Annotated in this window: 18 protein-coding genes; 7 read left to right on the top strand and 11 right to left on the bottom strand. The window is 59.3% G+C overall.

All coding sequences use genetic code 11. From position 1 onward, the window contains the following. Nucleotides 1-39: 39 nt before the first annotated feature. From ATO3_RS26245 to ATO3_RS26230, 4 genes are all read right to left on the bottom strand, one after another. Nucleotides 40-957, bottom strand: coding sequence for a c-type cytochrome (locus ATO3_RS26245; protein WP_088652803.1), 918 nt, complete (start codon nucleotides 955-957; stop codon nucleotides 40-42). Nucleotides 958-959: 2 nt separating this feature from the next. Next, nucleotides 960-1,553 carry a c-type cytochrome gene (locus ATO3_RS26240; RefSeq protein WP_088652802.1) on the bottom strand — a complete coding sequence of 198 codons (594 nt, stop codon included), beginning with the start codon at nucleotides 1,551-1,553 and terminating at the stop codon, nucleotides 960-962. A 369-nt stretch (nucleotides 1,554-1,922) separates the two neighbouring features. Beyond that, complete coding sequence (locus ATO3_RS26235) at nucleotides 1,923-2,381, bottom strand: c-type cytochrome (RefSeq protein WP_078523124.1); 459 nt, start codon at nucleotides 2,379-2,381, stop codon at nucleotides 1,923-1,925. Between the two features lie 28 nt (nucleotides 2,382-2,409). Then, a complete protein-coding gene (locus tag ATO3_RS26230; RefSeq protein ID WP_088652801.1) occupies nucleotides 2,410-2,970 on the bottom strand; it encodes a L,D-transpeptidase in 561 nt (186 codons plus the stop codon). A gap of 155 nt (nucleotides 2,971-3,125) precedes the next feature. Between ATO3_RS26230 and ATO3_RS26225 the strand changes: the two genes are divergently transcribed. Next, complete coding sequence (locus ATO3_RS26225; RefSeq protein WP_043754567.1) at nucleotides 3,126-3,428, top strand: DUF2933 domain-containing protein; 303 nt, start codon at nucleotides 3,126-3,128, stop codon at nucleotides 3,426-3,428. Nucleotides 3,429-3,711: 283 nt separating this feature from the next. Continuing rightward, on the top strand, nucleotides 3,712-5,841 hold the full coding sequence (locus tag ATO3_RS26220; RefSeq protein ID WP_088652800.1) for a protein-disulfide reductase DsbD family protein: 2,130 nt from the start codon (nucleotides 3,712-3,714) through the stop codon (nucleotides 5,839-5,841). Nucleotides 5,842-5,869: 28 nt separating this feature from the next. On the opposite strand, the gene ccmI is transcribed toward ATO3_RS26220, so the two are convergent. The 7 genes from ccmI to ATO3_RS26185 all read right to left on the bottom strand — a co-directional run bounded on the left by ccmI (nucleotide 5,870) and on the right by ATO3_RS26185 (nucleotide 12,558). Continuing rightward, a complete protein-coding gene (ccmI, locus tag ATO3_RS26215) occupies nucleotides 5,870-7,021 on the bottom strand; it encodes a c-type cytochrome biogenesis protein CcmI (RefSeq protein ID WP_088652799.1) in 1,152 nt (383 codons plus the stop codon). After that, on the bottom strand, nucleotides 7,018-7,491 hold the full coding sequence (locus ATO3_RS26210) for a cytochrome c-type biogenesis protein (RefSeq protein ID WP_088652798.1): 474 nt from the start codon (nucleotides 7,489-7,491) through the stop codon (nucleotides 7,018-7,020). Before ATO3_RS26210 ends, ccmI begins: the two co-directional genes overlap by 4 nt. Beyond that, on the bottom strand, nucleotides 7,488-8,054 hold the full coding sequence (locus ATO3_RS26205; protein WP_007803389.1) for a DsbE family thiol:disulfide interchange protein: 567 nt from the start codon (nucleotides 8,052-8,054) through the stop codon (nucleotides 7,488-7,490). The genes ATO3_RS26210 and ATO3_RS26205 overlap by 4 nt, the downstream gene beginning before the upstream one ends. 8 nt (nucleotides 8,055-8,062) lie before the next feature. Further along, complete coding sequence (locus ATO3_RS26200; RefSeq protein WP_040884124.1) at nucleotides 8,063-10,063, bottom strand: heme lyase CcmF/NrfE family subunit; 2,001 nt, start codon at nucleotides 10,061-10,063, stop codon at nucleotides 8,063-8,065. 65 nt (nucleotides 10,064-10,128) lie between these two features. Beyond that, nucleotides 10,129-10,434 carry an SHOCT domain-containing protein gene (locus ATO3_RS29375; RefSeq protein ID WP_233152327.1) on the bottom strand — a complete coding sequence of 102 codons (306 nt, stop codon included), beginning with the start codon at nucleotides 10,432-10,434 and terminating at the stop codon, nucleotides 10,129-10,131. Next, nucleotides 10,370-11,836, bottom strand: coding sequence for an ATP-binding protein (locus tag ATO3_RS26190; protein ID WP_088652797.1), 1,467 nt, complete (start codon nucleotides 11,834-11,836; stop codon nucleotides 10,370-10,372). Before ATO3_RS26190 ends, ATO3_RS29375 begins: the two co-directional genes overlap by 65 nt. After that, nucleotides 11,836-12,558: a response regulator gene (locus ATO3_RS26185; protein ID WP_007803380.1), complete on the bottom strand. Its 723-nt coding sequence runs from the start codon at nucleotides 12,556-12,558 to the stop codon at nucleotides 11,836-11,838. The genes ATO3_RS26190 and ATO3_RS26185 overlap by 1 nt, the downstream gene beginning before the upstream one ends. A gap of 188 nt (nucleotides 12,559-12,746) precedes the next feature. On the opposite strand from ATO3_RS26185, the gene ATO3_RS26180 reads away from it, so the two are divergent. The 5 genes from ATO3_RS26180 (at nucleotide 12,747) to ATO3_RS26160 (ending at nucleotide 16,011) form a co-directional block, all read left to right on the top strand. Continuing rightward, complete coding sequence (locus tag ATO3_RS26180; protein WP_008327269.1) at nucleotides 12,747-13,220, top strand: rhodanese-like domain-containing protein; 474 nt, start codon at nucleotides 12,747-12,749, stop codon at nucleotides 13,218-13,220. An 88-nt stretch (nucleotides 13,221-13,308) separates the two neighbouring features. Further along, complete coding sequence (locus tag ATO3_RS26175; protein ID WP_012187040.1) at nucleotides 13,309-13,746, top strand: ion channel; 438 nt, start codon at nucleotides 13,309-13,311, stop codon at nucleotides 13,744-13,746. Between the two features lie 161 nt (nucleotides 13,747-13,907). Further along, nucleotides 13,908-14,357, top strand: coding sequence for a DUF6010 family protein (locus ATO3_RS26170; protein ID WP_007803357.1), 450 nt, complete (start codon nucleotides 13,908-13,910; stop codon nucleotides 14,355-14,357). Between the two features lie 3 nt (nucleotides 14,358-14,360). After that, nucleotides 14,361-15,023 (top strand): TVP38/TMEM64 family protein, encoded by a 663-nt coding sequence (locus tag ATO3_RS26165; RefSeq protein ID WP_007803355.1) that lies wholly within the window; start codon nucleotides 14,361-14,363, stop codon nucleotides 15,021-15,023. Between the two features lies 1 nt (nucleotide 15,024). Continuing rightward, entirely contained in the window at nucleotides 15,025-16,011 is a 987-nt protein-coding gene (locus ATO3_RS26160) for a cation diffusion facilitator family transporter (protein WP_088652796.1), read from the top strand. The last annotated feature ends 89 nt before the right edge of the window (nucleotides 16,012-16,100 follow it).

Genomic DNA, 16,100 nt, shown 5'->3' with positions numbered 1-16,100 from the left:
ATCCTCGAGAAAGCGGGGGCTTGTTGCCCCCGCGTGGTGTTAGTTCGACGCGGGGTTCTCCGCCTCGACCGTGTCCTTGTTCAGCAGGAAAAGCGCCATCGCTTCGCGATCGGCAGGTGTCAGAAACCGAGTTCCCTCGCGAACCACTTCCGCCATGCTGCCGCCGAAAGCATCGCCCGAAGGGATGATGCCGGTCTGGAGCGCATAAGCGAGGTTTGAAACCGTCCAGTCATTTTTGGCCAGGTCTTTTGGCCGTATCGCGGGTGCCTTGCTGCCACCGGGAAGCTGGGCGTTGCCTGCAAAGGAAGCACCGATATCGCGACCTCCTGCAAGATTGCGCGGCGTATGGCAGGCTCCGCAATGTGCCGCACCGCGCACCAATTCCCGTCCGCGATTCCATGCGCCGCTTCGCCCTTCAACCGGTTCGGTATCCGGATCGTAGAAGAACGCCGCTCGCCAGAGCTTCAGCCCCCATCGTTGATCGAATGGGAAGCTGACATCGTTTTCTGGTGCAGGTTCGTCCACGGGCGGCACGGTTTGAAACGCCGCCCAGAGGTCAGCGATATCCTGGTCAGAAAAATCCGCATAGAACGTATATGGGAAAGATGGATAGTAGGGCGTTCCATCGGGGCCGATCCCCTGCCGCACGGCTTTTGCGAACTGTTCTGCCGTCCATTCGCCCATGCCATGTTCGGGGTCGGTCGTCAGGTTGGGCGGATAGAACGTTCCGAACGGGGTTTCGAGCGGCGCCCCTCCGGCAAGTGGTGCGCCGCCCGCTTCAAAATTGGTATGACAGGCAATGCACCCACTGGCGCGCGCCAAATATGCGCCCCGGTCGACATTGCCCTCTGTTGCAATCGGAGTCACTGCACTGCGGACAGGCCATGCAATCACCACGCCGAGGCCGGCCGCGCCCAGCACGGCGACCCCGGTGACGAGTTTCAAAAACCGGCGCATGGTTAGTCTTCTTCCGCCCGGAAGCGTTCATGGCATGCGGAACAGACCTGTGTCGTCATCGCGAATGCCGCGTCGGCGGGCATTTCGGCAATGGCGGCAGCATCCATCATGCCGCCGCTGCCCATCATCGTGCTCCCGCCCATCATGGTTGTATCGCTTCCCATCATGGATCCGCCGCCCATCATCGAGGCGCCATCCGTGGAGGTATTGCCGCCCATGCCGCCTAGCCCATTGTCGGCTGCGCGTTTCAGGCCTTCAGAGTATTCTTCCAGCTGATTTGCCAGTGCTGCGAAGCGGTCCCAATCGGTCCACACTTCGTCTTTGGCTTCCGAGGGCATGCCACCTGTGCCCTCTGGGAACAGCTTTGTCATGCTCTCACCGGCGTGCTGCTGGAACAGGCGCGCTGCATCGCCCACTATTTCTGCGTCATAGGCCGTTTCGCCCCGCATCATCGGGGCTACGGTTTTGACTGCCTTTCCCATGGCGGCCATGGCATCCATGCGTTCCTTTACGATGCCCGTGGCACCGCTATGCGCAAATGCCGCGACCGCAGTACCTGCAATCAACACTGCCGCTACGATAGTCGTCTTTTTCATGTCTTCGATCCTTCTTTGGGTCTGCTTTTCGAGCGATGTGAAATCAGACCCACCGTCGCGGCGGTGGAGGATCGCTGGTGGGGCGCAACTCGGTTCGTTGGGTCGCGCCGTCTTGCATGACGGCTTTCAGAAAAGAAGGCTCGTACGCCATGTTCGGCTGAAGCAATAACGCTGCCGGGACAGAACAATCGAGGCCTGGATGGCAGTGGCCAGAGGCCTCGGTCGATGGCCCTGCGTCTTCGTGACCATGGTATTCCTGCCCCAACGACGTTTCACCATGATATACCGGCGCCTCTGGCACCCCGAGAACTACAAGGAAAAGGCCGAAAACGGCCGACAGAATCCATCGGTTCGTCTTCGACCAACGCATCAGTTGATCCCGTTGGCCCGCTGCAATTCGCGGACATAGGCGGCCACCATCTTGACGTCTCCTTGGGTCAATCCCTCGATCTTAGGCATATTACCGAAATTCCAGTGATGTGCACGGACGCCGTTTTGAGCTGCCAGAACAAAAGCCATGTCCGAATGGTGGCTCGGTTCGTAGATCTTGTGCACGAGAGGCGGCGCAACACCGTTGCGACCGGCGGCATTTTCGCCGTGACACTCGGAACACTTTGCCTCGAATATGCTCTTTCCAAGCGCCGCCTGTTGCGAGAGTTGGGAAGGCAGCTGGACCTGAACGATCGGGCCGCCTTCAGCGATCTCACTTGTGTCGGGTGGCGTCATGGAGTGGCCAACCGCTGTATCTTCCGCTCCAACGAACTGCCAAACGGCAAAACCCCCGCCGATAACAAAAACGGCACCAATCAGCGCAGTCAATTTGTCCATGCCTGTATCTTCCGCCTTGCCCGTTGGGTCAGATGAGTTTGACTTGAGTGCCGACAGGTGCCCGCTCGTAGACTTCCTCGATCTGTGCGTTGAACAGGCCGATGCAGCCGTTTGACGACCGGCGGCCGATCTTGCGCGTATCCTGTGTCTCGTGAATACGGTAGTACTGCCACGACAGGTACAGTGCACGAGTACCCAATGGGTTGTCCGGATCACCCCCCTCGACACGAGCCGGCCATTCCGGATTGCGTTCCCGCATGGAGGGCGTTGGCGCCCAGCTGGGGTTTTTGCGTTTTTCCACCACTTCGGTGTAACCGCGTTTGGTGAGTTCGTCGGTCAGCGGAACGGACGTTGGGTAGATCCGCATTTCGCCATCTGATGTCCAATGCTGGAGCGCCTTCGTCACGGTATCGGAGATGATGATCCCCTTTCCGAGTGCGTCGAAGTGATCTTGCCAGTCATGAACTCGGAAAGAAGAAATGTTGCGGCGAATGGTTTCGGCTCGAACCACGCTTGGTGCAACCAAAGCGACAGCCGCATACCCCAACAGGCTTCGTCGATTGATCTTGTTGTTTCGCGATGTCGTCATGACACACTCCTAGCCTACGGTTTGTACATGTCTTTTACGGGAGACCCGGCATCAGGCAACCTGACAAGGCCGCGAGAAGTGTATCCATTTGTATCCTTGACCTTACCCTGCTGGAGGGTCGCAAATGACGCCGGGAACGAGACAAAGAGGGTGTCATGGACCACCACAGCCACAGAAAAAAGCCGATCACGGACAGGCTCATGCATTATGGTATGATGGCGTGTTGCGTCGTCATGCTGCTGCCCGTTGCGGGGTTTTTTCTTGCCGGCGGCACATTGGCGGGCATGTGGGGCAATGCAGCGGCTTTCGCCCCGCTCCTGCTGTGCGTTGGGGCGCATCTCGTGATGCACAAGTTCATGGGAAAATCGTGCCATTCCGACAAGGCAAAGGATACTATCGAGGAAACGACCGAGCCCATAACCTCCGCGATTCCAGTCGTGGTCCGCGACAGGCCGTGATGTGCGCGGGAAGGTACGCGTAGGCGCGTTGCTGTTGTCGGGTTTCATGCTTGGGGGATGTGCAGGAAGTCTTGAAGACTGCTCGGATCGCGGCGCTATCGTGTCCACGAAGCAAGCGTCAGACCTTCTGCCGGATGGGTGTCGAACCCTTTCATCTTCTGCGACTGGCGTTGCGCGAATTGTCTGTGCGGACGGTCGTCAGGGTTTTGCCACAGGTGGACTTTGACGCAATTTCCGCCGTCCTGGCGAAATCTGCGGAAAATATGGGAAGGAAGCAGGTATCTTGATCGATTGCCTTTTGATCCTGCGACGGGTTTTGCTTATTCCCTTCGTGCTCCTGGCCGTTGTCTCTGGAAGTGTCGCGGCAGCAACCTCTGCTGAATACCAGAGCGCGCCACTCACCGCGCATCTCATTAGTGTACAGGACGGCGTTCCCGAGAACACACAGACTCTGTCAGCCGGGCTTCACCTTCAACTGAACGAAAACTGGAAGACCTATTGGCGGTCGGCGGGCGAGGTGGGAATACCGCCTTCGGTCGAATGGAGCGGTTCCGAAAACGTCGCAGATGTCGAATTCATGTGGCCCGCCCCGACGCGCTTCACCGCCTTCGGCATCGAAAATTTTGGTTATGCGGGTGAAGTCGTCTTTCCGCTGCGCATAACGCTCGAAGATCCCGGCGCACCTGTGACTCTTTCCGCGCAGGTCAAACTGCTGGTGTGCTCCAATGTCTGTGTCCCGGAAGAGTTTGACCTGTCACTTCGCCTCGGACGGGGCAACGTCATCGACAGCACTTCGGCTGGGCTGATCGGTACGTTTTCCGAGCGCGTCCCCGAAGGGGCCAAGACGAGCGGCGTCAGCGAGGCAAATGCCTTCATCGACGAAGACCTCACGGCGTTGATCGTCAGCCTTCGCGTCGATGAACCACTCCAGTCGCCGGATGTGTTTCCCGAACTGGGTATGGGTGTTGCGCTTGGCAAACCCGATATCCGTTTGGGAGAAGAGGATCGTTTGCTTTGGGCGCGCTTGCCGATCCTCTCGTCGAATACGGATGTGACAGTGGCTCCGTCGATTACCGTCACCGACGGCGAGAACCGGGCCTTCACGATCATCGCGGATCGCGTGGCGCAAGGAATAGCACCACCCTTTGAGCTGGCCGCCACGACACCGGACATGATGGAACTGATCTGGATTGCCGCGATCGCGCTGCTGGGCGGATTGATCCTGAATGTGATGCCCTGCGTGCTGCCGGTGCTGTCCATCAAGGTGTCGTCTGTGCTCAAACACACCGATCACGACACAACCCGTGTCCGGTTCGGTTTCGTCGCTGCCAGCGCCGGCATCATGACGTTCATGTGGGGTCTGGCGCTCGTCCTCTGGGCGCTCCAGACGGCAGGCCTCAGCGTCGGGTGGGGTCTGCAGTTTCAAAGCCCGCTGTTTCTTGCGGTGATGATCGCTGTTCTGCTCGTCTTTTCGGCAAATCTGTTCGGAGCGTTCGAGTTCGCCCTTCCACACGGCATTCAAACGCGGCTTGCAGGGGCCGGTGGACGCAACGGGTATTCCGCCGACTTTTTCACTGGCATGTTCGGTGCCGTCATGGCGACGCCTTGTTCGGCACCGTTCCTCGGCACCGCTGTGGCCTTTGCTTTGGCCGGGCGTGGCTTGGACATCCTCATTGTCTTTTCGAGCCTCGGGTTCGGCCTCGCCCTGCCCTATCTCGTCATCGCCGCGTTCCCGCGTCTGGTCGCATTCATGCCTAAGCCTGGTCGATGGATGCTGATCATCAAAAGCGTCATGGGGGTCTTGTTGCTTGCAACCGCCGTGTGGCTGTTCTGGGTGCTCGACGGTGTCGCCGGGCTTGTGTCTGTCATCGCGGTCGCGGCGTTGTCCGGTCTCGCCGTTCTGACACTATCTCTCCCGAATGTGCAGTCCCAGTTCAGGTGGTCTATTGCCATAGCCAGCCTTGTCCTGGCCATTGCCGCAGGTCCTCTCTTGCAGCAATCAGCACCTGCGCGTTCGACGCCGCAGTTGGCAATGGCTTGGATCGCATTTGATCGTTCGGACATAGCGAAACGCGTGTCCGCAGGAGAGGTCGTTTTTGTCGATGTGACCGCTGACTGGTGCCTGACTTGCAAAGCGAACAAGACACTTGTCATCGACCGGGAGCCAGTCCGGAGCGCGCTTGAAGCGCCTGGAGTCACGGCGATGCAGGCAGATTGGACACGCCCGGACACGCGCATTTCCCGCTACCTTGAGAGTTTCGGCAGATACGGCATCCCCTTCAATGCCGTCTACGGACCATCGGCACCGAACGGCATTGTGCTGTCCGAATTGCTAACAACCGAAGACGTGATGGACGCCTTGGCGCAAGCCAGCGGTCGGGATGTTTCCGCAAAGGTTGCCGGACAGGAGTGACCTGCCCGGGCGGGACACCGACCAGCAGTCAGCCGCCGAGCCGCTCAAGCGCGGCACGGACCGCCGCACGCCGAGGATCACTGGCGGGCTGCTGCTCCAACAGCGCTTCAGCCTTGCGGTAGGCCTCAACGGCGCGATCGGGCTCCTCAAGGACCGTATAGGCGTTTGCCAGCCGCATCCAACCATCCAGATCGTCCGGTTCATCCTCAAGACGCTCGGCCAGCCGCGAGACCATCGATCGGATGAACTCCGCGCGGTCCGCGTCATTCATCTCCGACGCCGTCGCAACATCTGCCGCACTCGGGCCGGGTGGGGATGTCGGCCCGCTGGGTAGATTGACGACCGGGAGGTCAGCTGCCGCTGCAATCCGGTTGATTTGCAAAACGTATGTTTCCATCCAGGGCACGAACGTCTTTTCCTGGTTCAGCCGGGAAACGAGCAGATCGTAGGCCTTACGCGTCTCTTCTTTTTGAAGATGGTAGAGAGACTCGAAATAGGTTGCCGCAGGATTGGATGGGTCAAGTTCCAAAGCGCGATCAATGGCCAATTTCGCCCGTGGAATAACAACGCCATCATTGGCAACCGCGACAGCCTCCGCCAGCATGGAGAATGTCGCGGAGGTGGCATCCTCCCGTTTGGCGACAACTTCGAATGCTTCGACAGCATCAACTGTTCTGCCCATGCGCTGATAGGTCTGGCCCAACAGCATCCACCCTTCGCTGGGGCCGCCGGTCGGATCGGATATAAGCCTTTCGCGAAGTTGTATTGCCAGCGCCGTCACTTCATCAGTCTGTGCGCGCTCCTCTGCACGGGCAGCGAAGGCCATTGAAGGCACCTCCGGCGATCCCATTGTCAGATAGTAGCCCGCGGCAATAACCGGCGCGAGGACCGCCGCGACAACAAGAGTGCCTCTGCCACCACTACGGGACGATCCGGCTTTTGCTTCCAAATTGCGGGTCGTCGCGAGGATCCGTTTCTTGATCTCGAGTCTGGCTGCTTGAGCTTCTTGTTCAGAAATCAAACCGCGGTCCATGTCTCGTTCGATTTCCTGCATCTGATCGGCGAGGATGGCCGGTACCGCATCTCCTCTGGTGAGAGTGTTCGATTTGGACAGCAGCAGCGGGTAGAGGACTATTCCGATCGCGACCAGCGTCAGAAGACCGAAAATACCCCAGATCATGACGCATCCCCCGCTTCGTTTTGTCTGAGAATTTCGGACACGGTGTTCTCATCCTCCGCGCCCAAATCTTCAAAAGCCTCTTGCTTTCGCCGACTCATCAGTACCCCGCCACCAACGAAAACCCCGATCAGAACGAAAGCGATCGGCGCAAACCAAAGCGCGTAGGTCGCAGGCTCCAGAGGCGGTTTGAGCAGCACGTAATCCCCGTACCGCGCCCGAATGTATTCGATCACCTCCGCGTCGCTGTCTCCGGTGACCAGTCGCTCGCGTACGAGCAGACGCAAGTCCCGCGCCACACCCGCGTTCGAACTGTCGATGTCCTGGTTTTGACAGACGACGCATCGCAGATCCTTGGAAATCTCCCGCGCACGCTGTTCCAATACCGGGTCGGTCAGCATTTCGTCTGGTTCGACCGCATTGGCGGCAAAGGGAAAGAGCCCGATGCAAAACGCGAAAATCAACTGTCTCATGATGCTGCTCCCTTTGGCAGTGCGCCTGCCTGCTTCAGGGCTTGCGTGAACCGTTCGACGGCGTCCGGACCCACGACCGGCCCGACATAGCGAAACAGAACAGTACCATCGCCATCGACGATGAAGGTTTCCGGCACGCCTGAAAGGCCCCATTCGATCCCTGTCCGGCCTGAAAGGTCGGACCCGATCCGTTCGTAGGGATTGCCGAGGTCATTGAGCCACTTCACGGCATCTTCTGGTTTGTCTTTGTAGTTGATGCCGAACAACCGCATGCCCTCGCGTTCGACAAAGCGTGTCAACACGGCATGTTCCGCGCGGCAGGGCACGCACCAGGACGCAAAGACATTGACCACGACCGGTCGTTCGTTGCCTACAAGATCGCTTCGGGCCAGGCCGGGTGTCTCCAACCCCGGCACGGGATCGAGGTCGAACGCCGGGGCCGGTTGCGAGATCAGGACGGAAGGGATCTCGTTGGGATCCCGGTCGGGATTGAGCCCCCAGAGAAAAAAACCCCCGAATATGACCGCCGCAATAAACGGCAGCCCGGCAATGAGACGTTTCATCTTCTCTCCTACTCGGCAGGAACAGCATCGCTGGCTGGCTGTTTGGCGCGGCGCGGCGCCCCGACCCTCAAACGGCGATCCGACAAGGACAAACAGCCACCGATCACCAGCAGGATCGAGCCGATCCAGATCAGGTTGACGAGCGGTTCATAGAGGATCCGAAGGGTCCATGCTCCGGCGTTGTTCACTTGATCGGAGGCTGGCGTTGCAATCGACGTATAGAGATCACCCGCCAATGTAGAGCGGATGGCCGACTCCGTCGTCTGGCTTTCCGCGACCGGGTAATACCGGCGTTCTGGGAAAAGCGTCGTGACCAGCTCGCCATCCCGACGGACCACAAGGGTGCCGCGATCCGCGATGTAGTTCGGCCCTTGAACCTGTGTGGCCCCTTCGAAGGTGATGTCGAACCCCGCGATCGTGACTTCGGTCCCGGGGGCGGCAAAGACGATCTCCTCACTCTTCCATCCGGTCGAGCCGATCATCCCCATCATCAACACAGCGACGCCGGCATGGGCGAGTGTCATACCGTGAGAGGCGCGTGGCAGGTTGCGCGCGCGTCTCGCGCTCTCTGCAAGGGGAACCTCGAACAGGCGGATGCGTAGCGCCCATTCCCGTAGGGTTGCAAAAAGCAGCCACGCTGCGCCAAGGATGGCAAGATAGGCCATGATCGGCCCACCGTTCAGAAGATACCATGCGGCCAAAGCTGCGATGAACGCCAGAACGACCACGAACCGAATGCGATCGAGCAACCCGGCGATATCAGCCCGCTTCCACGACAGGAATGGACCAAGACCCATGAACACGACCAGCGCCAGCATCATCGGAATGAAAGCCGCATTGAAGAAAGGTGGACCCACCGAGATCTTGTCCCCCGTGATAGCCTCGAGGATCAGCGGATAAAGCGTCCCGAACAGGACCGTTCCCGTAGCGGCGGCCAGAATGAGGTTGTTCACGAGCAGCCCGGCCTCGCGGCTGATCGGGCGAAACAGACCACCCGGCTCCATTTCGGGCGCCCGCCAGGCGTAGAGCGCCAGCGACCCACCGATGGACACGGCCAGCAGACCCAGAATGTAAAGCCCGCGCTCTGGATCGACGGCGAAGGCATGCACGGATGTAAGCAGGCCTGACCGGACGATGAACGTCCCGAGCAGCGAAAGCGAGAAAGTCAGGATGGCAAGTAGGATGGTCCAGCTTTTGAACGCGTCGCGCTTTTCGGTGACGATGGCGGAATGCAGCAGCGCCGTGCCCAGAAGCCAGGGCATGAAGCTCACGTTTTCGACCGGGTCCCAGAACCACCAGCCGCCCCAGCCCAGTTCATAATAGGCCCACCACGATCCAAGAGCGATACCTGCCGTAAGGCTGACCCACGCGGCCAATGTCCACGGGCGGACCCATCTGGCCCAGGCCGGATCGACGCGCCCTTCCAGAAGAGCCGCAACGGCAAAGGAAAACACGATGGAGAAGCCGACATACCCGAAATACAAGAGCGGCGGGTGCATGGCGAGACCCATGTCCTGAAGCAACGGGTTGAGGTCATTGCCGTCGAGCGGCGGCGGAAACACCCGCTCGAAGGGGTTCGACGTCAGCAGCAGGAAGGACAGGAAGCCGACGCTGATCCACGCCTGCACCGACAAGGTGCGCGCCTTGGTCTCGGCGGGGATGTTCGATCCGAACCAGGCGACGCCCGCGCCGAACACCGCGAGTATCAGGATCCAGAGCAGCAGCGAACCCTCATGGCTGCCCCAGGTCCCGGCCACCTTGTAGAGCATTGGCTTGAGCGAATGGGAGTTCTCGACGACGTTCCTGACGGTAAAATCGCTGACGATGAAAGCCTGCATCAGCGCTGCGAAGGCGATGGCCACAAACAGCACTTGTCCTATTGCCGTCGCCTGGGCGGATTTCATCCAGACGGCATTTCTACGCGACGCACCTGCAATCGGTAGAACACTCTGAACAAGCGCAAGCGCCAGTGCGAGGGCCAGTGCGAAGTGACCAATTTCCGGGACCATGGCGTTCTTTCCTATTCAGCGTCGGTGGGCGTCGCGTCGGACGGCTTTGGCGTCCGCGGCGGGGTCTATTCGTCGAGCGTTGCTTTGCGGCGACGGAACTCTTCTTCGTCGATTTCCCCATTTGCAAAGCGGCGCCTGAGCGCTTCCTGCGCGTCCGAGTCCAGGGGACGGGTGCCATTGTCCCGCAGCCTGAACACCAGAAACACCACCAATGCGATCAGCGCACCCCAGAAGGCGAGCATCATGAAGCCGCCCATAAAGCCATAGCCACTGCCCCACATGTGCCCCGTCCAGGAGCCTGGTCCATCAGCCTGCGCCATGCTGGCGGGCAAGCTGGCCAGCAACGGCAGGATCAACGCGTTCAGTTTCATCTGTTTCTCCTTCGGTCAGTTCGGTTTCATCCAACGGGATGGTGACAACAGCGCGCAAACCCGCGCTGTTCTGATTGACCAGCTGGATATCGCCGCCATGGGATTGGACGATTGTCCTCGCGATTGAGAGCCCAAGCCCATAACCGCCCGTTTCCAGAGACCTCGATTGCTCGAGGCGATAGAACGGATCGAAGACCTTTTCCAACTGGTCGACGGGAATGCCGGGCCCATTGTCATCGATGTTGAGTACGAGGTTCGAACCGTGGGTCGCCCAGCTGACTTTTGCGGCACCACCGTAGCGAACGGCGTTCTCAAGCAAGTTCCTCAGTGCCCTTCGGAACGCGTTGGGTCGAAGCCGCACGGCAACATCATCACTCGGGGCAAAGGTGCAGTGTGCCGCCATATCGCTGCACAAGCTGTCCAGAAAATTGCGCAGATCGACCACTTCGGCACCTTCGGATCCGGTAAGGCCGCGTGCAAAGGTGAGCGTCGCTTCGACCATACTCTGCATCTCTTCGACCGATGCGATGAGGCTGTCCCGCGTCTCTTCTTCGTCAACCAGCTCCGCGCGGACACGCATGGCAGTCAACGGCGAGCGTAAATCGTGGCCAAGGGCTGCGAGCATACGTGTACGATCACTGACAAACCGGGTCAGCCGTCGTTGCATGCGGTTGAATGCGACGGTCAGATCTCTGACCTCGGTCGGCCCTGTGACCGCCAATTCGCCCACATCTTCGCCCCGGCCAAGATGGTCCGCGGCCTTCGACAGGTGCCGCAAAGGACGCGTCAGGCGCGTCATTACAAACCAGAAGATCGCCACCAGAAGCAGTCCGGCGGAAATCCCGAAGGTCAGCATCGAATAGAAAGGCCATTGGATCGGCGGTCGCTCGAACCGCGTTCCGACATTCAGCCAACGCGCTCCCTTGATGGCGATGGACAGGTTCATTTCAACCGCTGTCAACTCTCCGCGCATCATCGCGAGATGCATTTCTGTCATCTCGTCCGAGAGATTGGGAAGGGGCCGCAACGCGCCCTCGACCTCGTGCAGTTCAACGCGAATATCCCGGCTGTAGTTATCGCCCAGAAGCGCGCGTATGCGTCCTTCCACGATGCCGCCATCCGAATGACCGGTGTGTTCCACGCTCGGAACGTCCGACAGATCAAACCGGATCAATGGCGAATTCGCCGCGCGGAGGATCGAGTCCTGCAACTCCGGCGGGGCCTCCTCGATCAACCGCGCGACATTTGCTGCGCGACCGGCGGCCTCGAACCCCAATGCGGCACGAATCGCAAGGGTGCGCTCGTCAGCGAACAGGAACAGGCTGATCGCCTGGGCCACGACAAGTGCCGCGACCACAAGCAGGATCAACTGGCCGCTCAGAGACCTCATCGCACGGCGCATCACGGCGCATCCTCGACATCGGCAGCCAGACAGTATCCGCCGTTCCGCACCGTTTTGATGACACTGGGCCTAAGTACATCCGGCTCGATTTTGCGGCGGAGACGGCTGATCTGATTGTCGATGGTTCGATCCATCGGGCCTGCCGTCCGCCCAGCGGTCAGGTCAAGCAACTGGTCACGGCTGAGCACCATCCTCGCGCGTTCCAGCAGGACCGCCAGCAATTTGAACTCGGAGGTCGTCAATGGGGTCTCGGTGGTGGACTCGTCAATCAGCACCTGCCGGTCGGTATCCAGTATCCAGTGCGCAAAAGAGACTTTCCTCCCAGCGAGGCTTCCGGCCACAGGTTCGTCGCGGTTGCTTCTCCGAAGAACCGACTTGATGCGGGCGAGCAGTTCTCGTGGATTGAACGGCTTGGCGAGATAATCGTCCGCACCGATTTCCAGACCCACGATCCGATCCGTTTCCTCACCAAGCGCCGTCAGCATGATGATCGGAAGATCACCCTCTGGCGCAAGTCTGCGGCAAACCGACAAACCGTCCTCGCCCGGCATCATGACATCGAGCACGAGGAGGTCGAAGTGACCGGTGGCCAGCTTGGCATCCATCTCCACGGCATCCCTGGCGACGGTCGTGCGCATTCCGTTCTTCTCCAGGAAGCGCGCGACGCTTTCGCGTATCTGAGCGTGGTCGTCCACGATAAGGATATGAGGTGGCGGTCCCATGGCGTCCTTCCTAGATCATCGTTGCATTCTGTTTCATGGGCAGAATTGTAGCCGTTTGTATCAGGTCAGTCCCTTGCTACAGATGGATACAAATCTGTGCCTGCACCGTGTCGTGCTCCCGGGTAGCGTCGCGCGTATGTTATGTGACCTTTGGGATCGCAACCGATCAAAGGATGAGGTTTTCGAATATGGCTCTTGATTTGAACCGGCGCCGTTTCGTTCTGGGTGCTCATATGACGGTGCTGACCGTCGCGGCGTCACCGCTGTTGGCGCAGAGCCGATCTGTCTGGTCGGCAGAGAATGCCTTTGACGCGCTTCTATCGGATACGGCGCGGATCATCGATGTCAGAACGCACAAAGAGTGGCAAGAAACCGGCGTAGGTGCTGGTGTATGGCCGATAAGCATGCACGCGTCCGGTTTTCCGGACCGATTGTTCAGGGCCAAGGAACTGAGCGGTGATCGCACTGTTGGACTGATCTGCGCCACTGGCGGACGCTCCGCATCGCTGCTTCGAGCGTTGAGACAAGCTGGTTATTCGGGCTACGCCGATATCTCGGAAGGGATGTTGGGATCAGGCGAAGGGCCTGGCTGGATCGCATCGAACTTGCCGACCGTTCCGGTGGATGTCGCCCTGAACGGGTTGCCCCCCGCGTTGGCCTGACCAGTGAAGAATCAATTGGTCCCGTTGTGCTAAAAGCCTGATGTATGGTCAAATTGACCTGTTTGAACAGGAAGACGGGTTTGGGTGTATGACCGAGTTGATGGCTATGTTTGTCGGAATATGCGCGGCGATCGTGATGGGAATTGTCCATCATTATGCGTTGTCGGGCATTCTGAAGTTTTCCCCGCAGCGGTCGGATGGCTCCGGCTTTCGGATCATCCTGACGTTTTCCGCGTTGCTGTTGCTGCACGTATTGGAACTTGTGACGCTCGCCGTGTTCAACACGATGGTGGTGGCAAGCGTTCTGCCGCAATCGTTCAGCAACAGCCCGCCGATGTTTCAGGATGTTCTCTATGTTACGGGCATCTCGTTCTCGACCCTTGGCTATTCGTCCATAGAGGTGGTCGGGCCCTTTCGACTGTTGCTGATGCTGCAATCGCTTTTGGGCTTCATGTTGCTGACCTGGTCAGCGACGTTTCTTTACTCAGCCTGCCAGCAAGTCTGGCAGAAGGCGAAAGATGACTGAAAATCGCCACGCGCGTCGGACATGAGCTTGGCGTCAGCGTCAAATACGTCCTGATATCGGTCCTTTGACCTCACCGTGGAACGGTTGAGTGAGCGCTGCGTTGCGCGCGTGGATGAATAGCCCTTGACCTTCCAGTTGCTGGAATCCCTAGGTACAAAGCCATGGCACAGATTTTCGAAAAGACAGGCGATCACGTATCGCACCATCGACACGGGGATATCTTGAGATCTCCCGTATGGGTTGGTGTGTTGTTTGTCTTGCTCACAATGCCGGCTCACCTGTTTTTGGATGAAAAGAGCTCGATAGCTCTTGCTTCGATCACGCTTGCTTTGATTGGCGGTGCCTATATCGGCTTTGGCGCCGCGGACGGCAGAGCGCGCGTGTTCTGGGCAGAGCTCGCCGTCGCCCTTTTGTTCGGCTCGGCAGCCTTTTTGGGGCTGATATGGCATTGGGCTTTCCTTCCCTTGGGCTTGGCCCTGCACGCCCTTTGGGACATGTCACACCACAATTCTTATCGTCTCGCCCGGATTCCGAACTGGTATATTCCATTCTGCGTGGCCTTTGACCTTTTGGCAGCGACGTTCTTCGTTCTGCTCTATGCCGTGTTTTGATCCATGATGATGCGCATCCTTCTTATTGCGGTGTTCCTGATGGGAGTCGTCGCATTGGCCTTCCCGGACGTCCTTGGCGTTGACATTCGCCTGCCTGATCGCGCGGAAATTGACCGCTGGATCGAGGCGGCAGGTCTTGCCGGACCAATTGTTATCGTGGCGCTTATGACAATCGCTATCGTCGCAAGCCCCCTGCCCTCGGCGCCGATCGCACTCGCCGCCGGAGCGGCTTATGGGCACACGTTCGGGACACTCTTTGTCGTTCTTGGCGCGGAACTCGGTGCGCTTGCCGCTTTTGGTCTGGCCCGCGGTCTCGGTCGTCCCTTCGTTGAGCGTCATCTCGGTCAGAAGATTAACACAGGCCTGTTCGGATCGCAGAACACTCTGACCTTCTTGGTCTTCGGCAGTCGCCTGCTGCCGTTTCTGTCCTTCGATATGATCAGTTACGCCGCAGGTCTGAGCAAGCTGCATCTTTGGAGGTTCGCGCTGGCCACGATGGCCGGGATTATTCCAGCGAGTTTTTTGCTCGCTCACATGGGCAGCCAGGCGATGAACGGAGATGCCCGCACTGCCACATGGACCGCGCTTGCGCTCGGTGGCTTTACCGGCCTGTCGGTTCTCTTCGCCGCGACGCGAAAGACCGGTACACAACGGGAGGAGAGCTGATATGGCCAGTCATTCTCACGCCGGGCACATGCCGAGTTCCGGCAAGGCCCTTGTGATTTCGGCCTGGCTCACCGGCGTCTACTTCGTGATTGAACTGGCCGTCGGGCTCTGGACTGGCTCGATTGCCGTCCTGTCGGATGCGTTTCACACCCTGTCGGCGGTTGGCGGCGTTCTCGTGGCCATCACCGCGCAGCGGATTGCGCGCCGTCCAGCGGATTCGACGCGCAGTTTCGGATGGTACCGCGCCGAAATCATCGGGGCGCTGGTGAATGGCGGCTTTCTTCTCGGCATGGCGCTTCTGGTGATCTGGATGGGCGCGATGCGGCTCGGAGACCCGATCCACCTGGCCAAAGGCCCCATGCTTTGGGTCGCCTTCGGGGGCCTGGTCACGGAAGTGGTCTCTCTGGCGCTGATGTGGCAATCGAGCAAGGACGATCTGAATGCCCGTGGTGCGCTCTGGCACATCATCCAGACCTTTGTCGGCAGCCTCCTGATCATCGTCACCGCTCTAGTGATCGAGTTCACCGGCTTTCTGGCGATTGACCCGATCCTCGGCATGGCGTTCGGGGTGGTTCTCCTCTGGGCCTCCGTCGGCGTCATCAAGGAAGCGGTCCACATCCTCATGGAAGGCACGCCAGAGGGAACGGATCTCGAGGCTGTGACGGCGGACCTGCGCGGCCAGGACGGGGTTCTGGACGTTCACCATGTGCATGCCTGGACGCTGACCAGCGGCAAACACGCATTTTCTGCCCATATCCGCCATGGTGAGCCCGCAGAGGCCGCGGACCTGCTGAACCGGGCCTATCATCGACTGACGGAACAATATGGGTTTCACATGGTCACGCTGCAGCTCGAAACCGCGTGTCTCGACGAGCGCCACGCGCGGGATCTTGATATAGTCCAGATAGCGGCTGCAAAGGCTGCGCAAGAAAAGACTGATGTGCGAGATGCGCATCCGCACCCAAGCCCTAACACAGAAGGGCCGTAGACTGTGATGGACATAATACTAGCCGCAGAGCCGGAGATTCGTCTGACGGCGTTTTTGAGTGTGCTGGCCGCCATGGCGCTTTAGGAACT

The sequence above is a fragment of the Marinibacterium profundimaris genome (assembly GCF_002210095.1).
Classification (GTDB): Bacteria; Pseudomonadota; Alphaproteobacteria; order Rhodobacterales; family Rhodobacteraceae; genus Marinibacterium; species Marinibacterium profundimaris.
Note: the sequence above shows the minus strand (reverse complement) of the source record. Positions and strands in the feature narration are given on the sequence as shown.